The sequence below is a fragment of the Mycobacterium sp. genome (assembly GCF_035314905.1).
In the GTDB taxonomy this organism is placed as follows: domain Bacteria; phylum Actinomycetota; class Actinomycetes; order Mycobacteriales; family Mycobacteriaceae; genus Mycobacterium.
This window is the reverse complement of the sequence record NZ_DATFYW010000174.1, coordinates 1-12752: the sequence shown is the minus strand read 5'-3', so window position 1 is coordinate 12752 and position 12752 is coordinate 1. Positions and strand designations below refer to the sequence as shown.

Here is a 12752-nt window from a genome sequence, read left to right as displayed (position 1 = left end):
GGCCTTTCCTAGCCGACTGTCGTCGTCGGTACGCTGCACGTGCCGCCCGGAAATGAGGCCAACGACGCTTAGCCGATATAACTAGGCTGACGGCGACTGTAGAGGATAAGCGAGTCCGATGCCAGATATCAGCTACGACTGCCCGGCCGGCCCGCTGCCGGCATATCTCGCGGTCCCCGACGGCGACGGCCCGTGGCCGGGTGTGGTCGTGGTCCACGACGCGCTCGGTCTGACCGCCGACCTGCGGCGGATCACCGACCGGTTCGCCGCCAACGGCTACCTCGCGATCGCCCCCGCCCTGTACCGCCGCGGCGACCGGATGCGATGCGTCGTCCGCACGCTGAGGGCGTTGCCCAACGGCGGCGGCGAGGCCGTGGACGACCTGGTCGCGGCGCGTGATCACCTCGCGACCGACCGGCGCTGCACCGGGAAGGTCGGCTCGGTCGGGTTCTGCATGGGCGGCGGGTTCTGCCTGCTGTTGGCGCCCCGAGCGGTGTTCGACGCGACGGCACCCAACTACGGCATCTGGCCCAAGGACATCGACGCGCTGAGCCGTTCGTGCCCCACCGTGGCGAGCTACGGAGCGAAGGACCGCTGGCTGCCCAACGCGGCGGAGGCGCTCGAGGCGGTGCTGGCCTCCGGTGACGTGCCACGTGACATCAAGGAATACCCCGGCGTCGGCCACAGCTTCATGAACGACTGGGGCACACCGCACGTGCTGCGCGGTGCCGAACGCCTTGCCGGAATGGCCTATTCAGAACCGGAGGCCGAGGACACCTGGCGGCGCATCCTCGCGTTCTTCGACAGCCACCTGCGCTGAGTTCACGCGGGGTGGCCGGCCGCGCGTGCGAACGTGCGCACCCACACCTACTTGATCGCAATGGGATTGACCGGAGAGCCCACCGCGCCGGTCACCCGCAGCGGCGGAGCGACGAGCTGAAACTCGTACACACCGTCGGCGGCGCAGTCGGCGGCCAGCGCGGTCAGGTCCCAGTATTCGCCGAGCATCATGCCCATGTCCCGCAGGCACAGCATGTGCATCGGCAGGAACGCACCCTCGACACCCGACACCGGGTTCTCGACCATCAGGTTGTCGGCGGCCACGGCCGCAACCTCGCGACCGTGCAGCCATGAGGCGCAGCGCCAGTCCAGGCCCGCGCCCGGCTCGCCCCCGTCGCCGTTCTCGAGGAACCTTGCCCACCAGCCGGTGCGGACCAGCACGATGTCGCCCCGCCCGACCGTCACGCCCCCGGCCCGGGCCGCGGCGTCCAGTTCCTGCGGCGTGATCGGATCGCCGAGTTCGCAGAATGTCTGCACACCGCGCAGCCGCACGATGTCGAGCAGCACCCCGCGCGAGGTGATGCCCTTCTGATCCACTTTGTCGATCCCGCAGTGGTAGGCACCGAGGCTGGTCACCGAGTTCGCGGGAAAACCGTTGTAGAGGTAGTCCTCGTAGTAGACGTGCGACAGCGCATCCCACTGCGTGGCCGCCTGCAGCGGCATGATGATCATGTCGTCGTTGAAGCGCATCGGATTGTTCTTGAAATATCGGCTCAACTCGCCGGCCACCGGGTTGCGCGCCCAGTGGGGGCCGTACTCGAGCAACGTGCGAGCGTCACCGCCGTCGACGGTCATCACGTGCACCGGGTTCTGCCGGAAATGGAACGCCCCCTGGGGGCCCGACGAGCCGAAGTCGACGCCGAGGGGGAAGACCTTTCCGTGCCTGACCAGACTCGCCGCTTCGCGGACCTTGTCGGCCGTGATGAAGTTCAGCGTCCCCAACTCGTCGGCGTCACCCCACCGGCCCCAGTTGCGGACCTCGTCGGCGACCCGGCGGAAGTCGTTCAGAGTGGCCATTGTTCGGATCCCTCCAAGGTGGCGGCAATGCGGCCGGCGACGGTGCCGCCGTCGACCCACAGCACCTGGCCGGTGACATAGCTCGCTGCCCGACTGTTCAGGAAAACCAGGACCGCCGCCTGTTCGGCGGGTTCAGACACGCGTCCCAACGGCTTGGGGATGGCATCGAGGTAGTCCTGGCCGTAGGCCGTGCGCAACTGGTCGAGAATCGGCGTTTCGGTGACACCTGGTGCCGTGCAGTTGATGCGCACACCGCGGGCGCCGAGCGGGACGGCCTTTCGCATGCAGTAGAAGATGATCGCCTCCTTGGACAGCCGGTAGCCGCCGTCGGCGAGCGCTTCGGGATGCCGCTGACACCAGTCGACGCCCTCGTCGAACGTGCGCGTGCTCAGCAGCCCGGCGATGCTCCGGCGATGGTCAAGGTAGCCGGCCGCCGCCAGCGACGACACGCACGCGATCGACGAACCCGATGGCATAGCCGGGACGAGGGCCTCGGTGAGGTGGCGCATGCCAAGGAAATTGATGGTGGCCACCAGCAGCGGGTTGCCCAGCCCCGACGAGACCCCGGCGACGTTGAACAGCGAATCGACCCTGCCGCCGATCGCCTCGACGGCCCGATCGACCGACGCCGGGTCCGCGAGGTCGACTTCGTGAAATTCCTTGACCTGCAGGGTCTGGAGCCCTTCGCGCGAGCGCTCATCGGGCGCCGGACTCCGCCGGTCCAGGCCGACGACCTCGGCACCGAGTTCGGCCAGCAGGCGCGCGACGTCGGCACCGATGCCTGAGGCACACCCGGTGACCACGACGCGCCGGCCGTCGTAGCGCCAGAGGTCGTCGACCTGTCCCACCGGTCAGCCGGATGTCTTTTTGGCGGCCTCGCGCTCCTCCTTGAGGCGCTGGGCGGCCTGCACACGACCCTCGTTGATCTCGGCCATCGCCTCCGGAATCTCGCTCGCGGTGAACTTCCCGCCGCGACCGGTGGGCAGCCCGCCGAAAGAATAGTTCTCGTCGAACTCCGGCGCGTCGGCGGCCGGCCTGCGGGCCTCCACCCGCTCGACGACCGGCTCCAGCCTCTTGGCCTTCTCGGCCACGGCCTTCTCGTCGCGCTCGATGAACTCCGGAAGCACATGCTTGCCCATCAGCTCGATGGCCTCCATCGTGTATTCGTGGCTGCGGGGGTTGAGCAGCAGGATGAGCTCGTCGACGCCGCTCTCCTCGTAGCCGCGCAAGAACTCACGGGCCGTCGCCGGGCTGCCGATCGCTCCCCGGCCGGGCCCGTAGGCCAGGGTCGGATCCTTCGCGGTTTCTTCGAGGTAGCGCTTCCAGACCCCGGTGCGCCCGGGCGTGTGCACGCCGGTCATGTAGTAGTGCATGATTCCGAACGAGAAGAACCCGCCGCCCACTCCGAGGCGGTCGATCGCCTGTTCATCGGTGGGAGCCACCATCATCGACAGGTCACCGCCGATGGCGAGGATGTTCGGGTTGATCTGCGGCGTCACCGGGGCGCCGCGCTCCTCGAGCTCCTTGTAGTAGCCGTTGACGCGCTCGGCCAGCGGGCCGGGCCCGGTGTAGGCGAAACTCAGCGCGCCGATGCACTTCTGCGCGGCCATCTGCACCGACGAGGGCCGCGTGCAGGCGACCCACACCGGCGGATGCGGCTTCTGCATCGGCTTCGGGATCACGTTGCGCGGCGGCATCTCGATGTGCCGGCCCTTGAACCCGGAGAACGGCTCCTCGATCATGCAGCGGATCGCGACCTCGAGCGCCTCCTCCCACTGGGCGCGCTTGTCGGCCGGGTCGATGCCGAATCCGCCGAGCTCACCGACCGACGACGATTCGCCCGTGCCGAATTCGACGCGCCCGTTGGAGATCAGGTCGAGGGTGGCGATGCGCTCGGCGACCCGGGCCGGGTGGTTGACCGCCGGCGGCAGATGCATGATCCCGAAGCCCAGCCGAATGTTCTCGGTGCGCTGACTGGCCGCGGCGAGGAAGATCTCGGGCGCGGTGGAGTGACAGTATTCCTCCAGGAAGTGGTGTTCGGTCAGCCACACCGTCGAGAAGCCCGCCTTGTCCGCAAGCTCGACCTCGTCGAGGCCATCCTGAAACAGGACGCGCTCTTCACCGGGCTGCCACGGGCGCGGCAACGGGAATTCGTAGAAGAGCGAGATTTTCATTTCCTACCTCCGATGTGAATCAACCGAACGAGTGCTGCCGGCGTCGCTCGATGCGACACCGTTGGCGATGTGCCTGGCCGCCACGTAGCCGAACGTCATCGCCGGACCGATCGTGGCCCCGGCGCCGGCATAGCTGCGGCCCATGACCGCCGCGGACGTGTTTCCCACTGCGTAAAGACCCGTCACGACACTGTCGTCGGCGCGCAGGACGCGCGCGTGCTCGTCGGTGCGCAGGCCGCCCGATGTGCCGAGGTCCCCCAGGATGATCTGAAACGCGTAGTACGGCGGCTTGGTCAGCGGATAGAGATTGGGGTTGGGCAGCGTCGGGTCGCCGTAGTAGTTGTCGTAGGCGCTGTCGCCGCGGTTGAAGTCGTCGTCGTGGCCGCCTCGCGCCAGCTCGTTGAAGCGCTCGGCCGTGTGCCGCAGCGCGTCGGCCGGCACCCCGATCTTGCCCGCGAGCTCGTCCCAGCTGCCCGCCTCTTTGACCACGCCCGAGCCCAGCCAGGCCTTCGGCACCTTCCAGCCGGTGGGGACCGGCCCGAACGGCACCTTCGGGATGGGCAGGTGCCCGGCGAGCACGTAGCGGTGGAAGGAACGGATGTCGGTGATCAGCCAGCAGGGGATGTGGGCGACGCCCGACTCGTGCCCCGCGATCATCGCGTGCGCGAAGTCCATGTAGGGCGCCGCCTCGTTGACGAACCGCCGGCCCGCGCCGTTGACGACGAACTGGGACGGCATCATGCGTTCGTTGAGCATGAACTGCAGTCGCCCGTCGGGCCATTGGATCGCCGGGAACCACCACGCCTCGTCGAGCAGGTCGGTGGCGCCGCCGACTTTTTCGCCGGCGCGGATCCCGTCGCCGGTGGCGAGCGGGTTACCGAAGCTCCAGTCCTTCTCCAGCACCGGCAGATACCGCCTGCGCCAATCCAGGTCGTGGTCGAAGCCACCGCTTGCCAGGATGACACCGCCGCGCGCACCGATCCGCTCTGTCGTGCCGTTGCGTTCGATCACCGCGCCGGTGACGTTGCCGTCGACGTCGGTGGCCAGCTCGGTCATCGGCGAGTCCAGCCACAGCGGGATACCACGCTCCGTCATCGCCAGCCGCAGCCGGGCCGCCAGCGACTGGCCGATGGCGGCCATCCGGTCGCCGAACACCCTGGCCCGGAACATCCGCCAGATCAGCTTCACCAGAACCGCTTTGCCCCGCCATGACTGCCGGACCTGGTAGAAGAGCCGAAGGTCTTTGGGGCCCAGCCAGATTCCCTTCGGCGCCAACGCCAGCGGTTGCAGCAGGTTGTGCTCCTCGTCGCCCAGCTTGCGCAGATCGATGGCCGGCACGTTGATCGTGCTGCCGCGCTCCGAGCCGCCCGGCAGCTCGGGGTAATAGTCGGCGTAGCCCGGCTTCCAGACGAACTCGAACCAGCGGCTGGTCTTCTCGAGAAATTCCATCATCACCGGCGCGGTGTCGACGTACTGGCGCAGCCGTGCGTCGCTGACCAGGCCGTCGGTGATCCGGCGCAGGTACTCGAAAACCCCGTCGGGAGACGGCAGGTAGCCTTCGCGTCGCTGCGCCGGCGCGCCGGGCACCCAGATTCCCCCACCCGAAAGAGCGGTGGAGCCGCCGAAGTGGGAACCCTTTTCGACCACCAGGGTGTCCAGCCCCGACGCGTTCGCGGCCAGCGCAGCGGTCATGCCGCCGCCGCCCGAACCGATCACGAGCACGTCGACGACATGATCGAACGACTGGATCATCCGCGTGCCTCCGGCACGGCGGTCCTGATCGCGAAGCCCGCGATCAGCTCGGGGGCCGCGCGGTAGTAGCGCAGCCGGGTCTCGAACGGGCCTTGGGTGGCCAGCGCGGCGAACGCCGCCACCCAGGTGCGGATTTCATGCGCGGAATTACCCGCCTGCGCGGCTATCCACTCGTTGGACCAGCCGTCGAGGGCGGCGAGGTCGCCGTGATCGAAGATCTCCAGAAGGTGTTGGTCCCATCCGGGATTGAGGGGCTGCAGCGGGCCTTCGCCACGCGCGAAGGCCCGGGCCGCCGCCATCACGGCCACCTGCCGGGCCTGCCGCTGCTCGGCTGTCATCGGCCGGCCGTGGATGATGCGGTCCCGGGCGCCCGGCGCCGCGGTCGCCAGCGTCGGAACCGGCGGATCGTGCGACAGTCCACCCGATCCCAGCAGCAGGACGCGTTTGTCCAAGCCGGCGACGAAGCCGCCGACCGCGGCGCCGAGCGCCCGTGCCCGCCGCAACGGCCCCAGCGGCGTGGCGACCGAATTGATGAAGATCGGGACCACCGGCGGTGCCGCGGCGTCGCCGAACAACGCCTGCAGGGGCTGGACCGTGCCGTGGTCCACCTCCATGCTCGCCGAAACCGCCACGTCCACCCCGGCCTCGAGGACCGCCGCCGCACAATCGGTGGCGATGTCGGTGGGCACGTTCAGCGGCCCGGACCGGGTGCCGAAATCGCCGACGCCACTGGCGGCGGTGCCGATGCAGAACGGCGGCATCAGCCTGTAGAAGAACCCGTTGTAGTGGTCGGGGGAAAAGACGACGACGAGCTCGGGGTCATAGTCACCCACGAACTCGCGGGCGCCGGCCAGCGCACCGTTGATGTCGTCAAGGAGATCCTGCGACGGTCCGGGAAGGTTCAGTAGCGGGCTGTGGGACATACAACACAGAGCCAGTGGCACCGTTGCCTCCTCCCTGAGTCACATAGAGGACCTTGAAGAGCGACGCGCTCAACTCCGGCGCGCGCTGAGCGATGCATGCGCCTGCGATGCAGCGATCGGGTCGCAGGAACAACACCGATTCGGTGTGCGCGTCGAACCAGGACTTGAGGGCACCGGAGCGATCTCCGACGATCACGACGTCGGGGTCGTCGTGGCCGGTCCAGTGCAGCTGGGTCAGCGGCCGGGCGGCAACAAAGCGCGCTCCCAACGCTTTCCAGCGCCCGAAGGCGTCCGCCCCGAGCAGGGCGCGCGGGTTGTTGTTCCAGCAGACAACGGCGAAGCCGGGACCCAGCACGTCGTCGAGCAGGACGTCGGGGCCGTCGCGGGTGTCGACCCGGGGCTGGACGAACAGGGTGCCCACCGGCGAGGTCTCCGAGCGGGGCTCCGGGTGGAACACGGCGCCCTGCTCGTAGCGCGGCATCGGCTTGAACCGCATCTCGAGCACGTAGCGCTTCAGGGACGGCATTACCGACGCGGCGCGAATCACACCGTCCCGCAGCGCCGCAACACCCCCGTTGGTCGGCGAGATCACCCGCCCGACCATCGTGGACAGGTCGATCATCGCCCTGGCGTGCTTGCGGCGCTCGACGTCGTAGGTGTCCAGCAGCGCATCGTCGGCCTGACCGCTCACCACCGCGGCCAGCTTCCAGCCGAGGTTGGCCGCGTCGCGGATTCCGCTGTTGTAGCCCTGTCCCTGCCATACCGGCATCAGGTGCGCGGCGTCGCCGGCCAGCAGCAGCCGGCCGCTGCGGAAGGCTCCGGCGATCCGCGAGTGGTGGGTGTAGAGGCGGTGCCGGATCACGTCGACACGGTCGGGGTGTGGAACAAGCAGGCCGAGCATGCGCGCGATGAATGCCGGGTCTTCGGCTTGTTCGTCGGACTCGTGGGCGTGAATCATGAACTCGAAGCGCCGGATACCGTGCGCGATCGAGATCGAGGCGTACGGCCGCGCGGGGTCGGCACCCACCTCGCTGTTGGGGTGGCCCAGGGGGTCGTTGGCGACGTCGACGACCAGCCAGCGCGTCGGCGAGGTGGTGCCGTCGAACGACACGCCCATCAGCCGGCGGGTGGCGCTGCGGCCCCCGTCGCAGCCCACCACGTAGCGCGCCTGCGCGCCCGATGCCGCCCCGTCACCGGCGAGGTCGACCGTCACACCGCTCACGGTCTGGACGCAGTACTCCATCCGACGGCCCCACATCACCTCGACGTGGCCGAACCTGTCCAGACCGGCGAGCAGTTCGGCGTCGACCATCGGCTGCACGAAACCGTTGCGCTTGGGCCAACCGAAACGGGCGTCGGGTGGCGCCATCTCGGCGAGCAGCCGGCGCTTCGCGTCGAAGAACCGCAGGATCTGGTTGGGAACCGTGTGCGGCAGGATGCGGTCGACCAGCCCGATCGACTGGAACGTGCGCAGCGCCTCGTCGTCGAGGCCGACACCGCGGGGGTAGTCGATCAGCGTGTCGCGTTCCTCGACGACCAGCGTGCGGACGCCCTGCAGCCCAAGGAAGTTCGCCAGCGTCAGTCCCACCGGGCCGGCCCCGACGATGACGACGTCCGCCTCTGCGTTCCGGCTGGGGGCCACGGTCAGCGGCCCCGCAGGAAATCGATGTGCAAGCGGTTGAACGTCTTCGCGTCCTCGTACTGAGGCCAGTGGCCGCACCCGGCCATCACCTCGAAGCGGGCACCGGGGATCATCGACGCGATCCGCCGGCCCTCGCCGACGTCGGCGGTCGGGTCGTCGCTCGTCCACAGCACCAGCGTCGGGGCGGTGATCGCGCCGTACTCGGCCGGTCCCAACAGGTTGCGCGCCCGGATCTCCGGGTCCTGCAGTGCCATGATGTCGCGCATCGCCGCGACGAAACCCGGCTGGCGGTAGATGCGTTGCCGGCTCGCGACGAGATCGTCGTAGTCCCTGGACTTGTCGGCCATCAGCCACTTGATGCGCGCCCGCACGGTCTCCCACGTCGGGTTCTCCGCGGCGGCCATCGACAACGAGATGATCCGCTTCATGACCTCCGGATCGGCCTGCGAGCCGCCGGCGGTGTTGAGCACCAGCCGATCGACGCGGCCGGGATGGTCGACGGCGGCACGGGCGGCGACCCAGCCGCCGAGCGACTCGCCGCTGAGGTGAGCGCGGTTCGCACCGATGGCGTCGAGGAATGCCATCAGGTGATCCACGTAGTGGTGCACCTCCAGCGGGTGACCGGGCTTGCCGGTGTAGCCGTGACCCAGCATGTCGATCGACCACGTCGAGAAGTGCTCGGCGTGCGCCTCGAGGTTACGCACGTACGCCTCGGCGTGGCCGCCGGAGCCGTGCAGCAGCACCAGAACCGGGCTTTCGGGGTCGCCGGCATGCAGGTATCGGGTTTGGACCCCGCCGACGTCGAAGCAACCCTGCGTGAACGCGACGCCCTGGAGGTCACTCCAGATGCTTTCGTGTTCCGACACTTCTCGCCTCTCCGTCTGCGATTATGTGATTCTCGCCTCGCGCAAATCAAATGTGCTAATATCGCACATTCGTGTGCACTATGTATAGAGGATCACTGTCGGGCTGATGTCTGTCAAGGGAACGACCAACGGTGTGCCCGGTTCGCAGACCCTGGCCAGGGGGCTGTCCATCCTTCAGGCGGTCGCCACCTCGCGCGCGGGACTGACGGTGCAGCAGGTCGCCGACCACGTCGGGGTGCACCGCACCATCGCCTATCGCCTGCTGGGCACGCTCGCGCAATTCCGGCTCGTGGCCAAGGGCGAGGACGGCCGTTACAGGTCGGCGTCCGGTTTGGCCGTGCTGGGTGCCTCGTTCGACCACAACGTGCGCCAACTGAGCCTGCCGACGCTGCGCGCGCTGGCCGACGACCTCGGCACCACGGTGTCGCTGCTCATCGCCGAGGGCGACCAACAGGTGGCGATCGCCGTGATCGTGCCCAGCCGTGTCTCCTATCAGCTGTCCTTCCACGAGGGCAGCCGCTACCCGCTGGATCGGGGCGCCGCCGGGATCGCGCTGCTCGCAAGCATGCCGCCCCGGCCCGGCGAGCGGGACCTGGTGCAGCAGACCCGAGCGCAGGGTTGGGTGATCACGCACGGTGAGATCGAGCCGAACACCTACGGCCTGGCGGTGCCGGTGCGCCGACGGCCACCGTCGCCGCCCACGTGCATCAACCTCATCTCCCACCGGGAAGACGTGGTGATGCGGGGCAAGGACGCGGTCGTGCGGGCCGCCGACGAATTATCCGAGACTCTCAGCTGACCATCGTTTCCCGAAGGGATGGGCCATGACCGATTGGGACCGGGAAGTCGACATCGTGGTGCTCGGCAGCGGCGCCGCGGGCCTGACGGCGGGGTTGACGGCGGCAGTCGACGGAGCCTCGGTGGAGGTGTACGAGAAGGCCGCGACCGTCGGGGGCACCAGCGCGGTTTCGGGCGGCATCGTCTGGATCCCGGCGCATCGGAGGATGCCGGGACAGGAGCTGACCGCGGCCGATGCGATGAGCTACCTGCGGGCGCAATCCTTCGGTTCGATGGATGAGGACCTGGTCGAGACGTTCGTTCGCACCGGGCCGGCGATGCTCGACTTCGTCGAGGCGCACAGTGACGCCCGGTTCGAGATCGCGCAGGGGTTTCCGGACTACAAGCCGGAGTTGCCCGGCGGACGCCCGGCGGGGGGCCGGTCGCTGGCCGTGCTGCCGTTCGACCTCGACCGCCTCGGCGACTGGGCCGACCGGATCACGGCGTTTCCGCCCGACTTCAGCAACGTCGGAATCGACGCCGAGACGCGGGCCCGCATTCACGCGTCGGCTGACTCGATCACCGACGGGGCGTCCGGACGGATCTGCGTCGCCGGCACGGCGCTCGTCGCCGGGCTCCTGAAGGGGCTGCTCGACGCCGGCGTGGCGCCCCGCACGAATGCTCGCGCCGCTGAGCTCATTTCCGGGTCCGGGCGGATCGCCGGCGCGCGCATCGCGCAGAACGGGGATGAGTTCACCGTTCGGGCGCACCGCGGGGTCATCCTCGCCACCGGCGGCTTCGAGTGGGACGCGTCGTTGGCAGGGGCGTTTCTGCGCGGGCCCATGCACGGCGCGGTGTCGCCGCCCAACAACACCGGCGACGGGCTGCGCATGGCGATGGCCCACGGCGCGGATCTCGCGAACATGGGTGAGGCGTGGTGGGTTCCGATCGTCAGGATTCCGGGCGACACGATCGACGGCAGGCCCCGCAGCCGCAGCGTGCGGCTCGAGCGCACCCGCCCGAGGAGCATCATCGTCAACCGGGCCGGCAAGCGGTTCGTCAACGAGGCCGGCGAATACAACTCGATGGCCGGGGCGTTTCACTACCTCGATCCCCGTGGCGGCTACGTCAACGATCCGGCGTGGATCGTGTTCGACGCGCTGCATCTCAAGCGCTACGGCTTCCTCGGCGTGGCGCCGGGCGAGGCGGTTCCGGACTGGTTTTCGCCGTCGGCGGATCTGCGCGAACTCGGCGCGAAGACCGGCATCGACCCGGACGGCCTGACCCGGACGATCGAGGCGTGGAACCGCAACGTCGAATCCGGATCGGACCCGGAATTCGGCCGCGGCTCAAGCGCGTACGACGGCTACTGGGGCGACGACCGCGCCACGACGCCCGCGGGTAAAACGCTCGGCCCCGTCGACACGGCGCCGTTTCACGCGGTACCGGTGTCGGTCGGCGCGATGGGCACCAAGGGCGGACCACGAACCGACCGCGACGCGCGTGTGCTTCATGTCAGCGGCAGGCCCATCGGCGGCCTCTACGCCGTGGGCAACGCGATGGGCGGTGTCACCGGGCGTGCGTACGGCGGCGCCGGCGGAACACTCGGCCCGGCAATGGTCTTCGGCTTCCGGGCCGGGCATGCCGCAGCCACCGGGAAATCGGTGAGCGAGGCGGGGGCCGACTGAACAGCGTGTTGCTCGGCGACGCCGGCGACGAGGCGCGGGTGCCCGAATGAACGCGAATCACTCCGTGGTGCCGTCGCGCCCGGCACCGTGGTGTTCCGTTACTTCTTCTTCTTGTTCTTCTTGTGTGTCTTCGTACGAGACGTCGGGCTCGAACAGGTCCGCCTCCAGGTGCCGCTTCGCCCGGGTGACCCCGGGTTCGCGCGGCTCGTGCAGCTCGGCCGGCGGGACGGCCTCAGGACGGCGGCGGTCTCTGAACCAATCCCTGGCCAACAGCAGCAGGCCGAGCGCCGCCAGCGCGATGACCACCAGGGCAAGGATCGTGTTGGCGGTCAGGATGGCCACGGCGAGCAACAACAGGCCAACGACGGCCACTACCAGCACGACCATCAACATCGACCATCACTCCCCCTACATGGTTACCCCGGTTCGCCTGGCGGAAAGCGTGTTCGCCGGAACTCACAGCGTCAGGACCGTCGCGGCGGCGGTGCCGGGTGCGCCGTAGACCTGCGCGAAGCCGACCCGCGGTGTGCCGCCGACCTGGCGGTCGCCGGCCTGGCCGCGCAGCTGGCGCACCAGCTCGTGCACCTGCCGCAGCCCCGACGCGCCGATGGGCTCGCCGTTGGCGATCAGCCCGCCGTCGGTGTTGACCGGCATCGCACCGGTGATCTCGGTGGCGCCGTCGGCCAGCAGCTTTTCCTGTTCGCCGTCGGCGCAGAAACCGCACTCGGCCATGTGGATCACCTCGGCGCCCGCGTCAGTGTCCTGCAGCTGAATCACGTCGACGTCTTCCGGTGCCACACCAGCCTTTTCGAACGCGGCCCTCGCCGCGTAGACGGTCGGGGACATGTCCTCGTCGACCGGCGCGTAGGTGGTGTTCACCTCGTAGGCGCCGTAGCGGCGGGTGCGGACCTCGACCGCGCGAACATACACGGGTTTGTCGGTGAACCGCTTGGCGATGTCGGCGCGGCACATGATGGCCGCGGCGGCTCCTTCGTCGGGAGCGCAGAACATGTATTGGGTCAACGGGTAGTTCAGCATCGGCGAGTTGAGGATGGCTTCCTCGGACATCGGCT

12 protein-coding genes are annotated in these 12752 nt (G+C 68.9%); 3 read left to right on the top strand and 9 right to left on the bottom strand.

Going from position 1 to position 12752, the window contains the following annotated elements; all coding sequences use genetic code 11:
* Window positions 1-118: 118 nt before the first annotated feature.
* The gene (locus VKG81_RS14955) at window positions 119-820 is read left to right on the top strand and encodes a dienelactone hydrolase family protein (protein WP_324397199.1); all 702 of its coding nucleotides are present in this window, start codon (window positions 119-121) and stop codon (window positions 818-820) included.
* Window positions 821-867: 47 nt separating this feature from the next.
* Here the strand turns inward: VKG81_RS14955 and VKG81_RS14950 are convergent, their stop codons facing one another.
* The 7 genes from VKG81_RS14950 to VKG81_RS14920 are packed head-to-tail and all read right to left on the bottom strand — an operon-like array spanning window position 868 to window position 9214.
* Window positions 868-1857: a cyclase family protein gene (locus VKG81_RS14950; RefSeq protein ID WP_324397197.1), complete on the bottom strand. Its 990-nt coding sequence runs from the start codon at window positions 1855-1857 to the stop codon at window positions 868-870.
* Entirely contained in the window at window positions 1845-2705 is an 861-nt protein-coding gene (locus VKG81_RS14945; protein ID WP_324397195.1) for a coniferyl-alcohol dehydrogenase, read from the bottom strand. Before VKG81_RS14945 ends, VKG81_RS14950 begins: the two co-directional genes overlap by 13 nt.
* A 3-nt stretch (window positions 2706-2708) precedes the next feature.
* Complete coding sequence (locus tag VKG81_RS14940; RefSeq protein WP_324397193.1) at window positions 2709-4031, bottom strand: LLM class flavin-dependent oxidoreductase; 1323 nt, start codon at window positions 4029-4031, stop codon at window positions 2709-2711.
* 3 nt (window positions 4032-4034) lie between these two features.
* Window positions 4035-5783: an FAD-binding protein gene (locus tag VKG81_RS14935; RefSeq protein ID WP_324397191.1), complete on the bottom strand. Its 1749-nt coding sequence runs from the start codon at window positions 5781-5783 to the stop codon at window positions 4035-4037.
* Window positions 5780-6706, bottom strand: a complete 927-nt coding sequence (locus tag VKG81_RS14930) for a 3-carboxyethylcatechol 2,3-dioxygenase (RefSeq protein ID WP_324397189.1) — start codon at window positions 6704-6706, stop codon at window positions 5780-5782. Before VKG81_RS14930 ends, VKG81_RS14935 begins: the two co-directional genes overlap by 4 nt.
* Entirely contained in the window at window positions 6654-8348 is a 1695-nt protein-coding gene (locus VKG81_RS14925; protein ID WP_414685289.1) for a bifunctional 3-(3-hydroxy-phenyl)propionate/3-hydroxycinnamic acid hydroxylase, read from the bottom strand. The genes VKG81_RS14930 and VKG81_RS14925 overlap by 53 nt, the downstream gene beginning before the upstream one ends.
* A 2-nt stretch (window positions 8349-8350) precedes the next feature.
* Window positions 8351-9214 (bottom strand): alpha/beta hydrolase, encoded by an 864-nt coding sequence (locus VKG81_RS14920; RefSeq protein WP_324397187.1) that lies wholly within the window; start codon window positions 9212-9214, stop codon window positions 8351-8353.
* A 106-nt stretch (window positions 9215-9320) separates the two neighbouring features.
* On the opposite strand from VKG81_RS14920, the gene VKG81_RS14915 reads away from it, so the two are divergent.
* A complete protein-coding gene (locus VKG81_RS14915; RefSeq protein WP_324397185.1) occupies window positions 9321-10013 on the top strand; it encodes an IclR family transcriptional regulator in 693 nt (230 codons plus the stop codon).
* A 25-nt stretch (window positions 10014-10038) separates the two neighbouring features.
* Window positions 10039-11679: an FAD-dependent oxidoreductase gene (locus tag VKG81_RS14910; RefSeq protein ID WP_324397183.1), complete on the top strand. Its 1641-nt coding sequence runs from the start codon at window positions 10039-10041 to the stop codon at window positions 11677-11679.
* Window positions 11680-11736: 57 nt separating this feature from the next.
* On the opposite strand, the gene VKG81_RS14905 is transcribed toward VKG81_RS14910, so the two are convergent.
* Window positions 11737-12066, bottom strand: coding sequence for a hypothetical protein (locus VKG81_RS14905; protein WP_324397181.1), 330 nt, complete (start codon window positions 12064-12066; stop codon window positions 11737-11739).
* 69 nt (window positions 12067-12135) lie between these two features.
* Window positions 12136-12752 (bottom strand): thiolase family protein (locus VKG81_RS14900; RefSeq protein WP_324397179.1); only part of this gene is annotated, 617 nt, incomplete at its 5' end.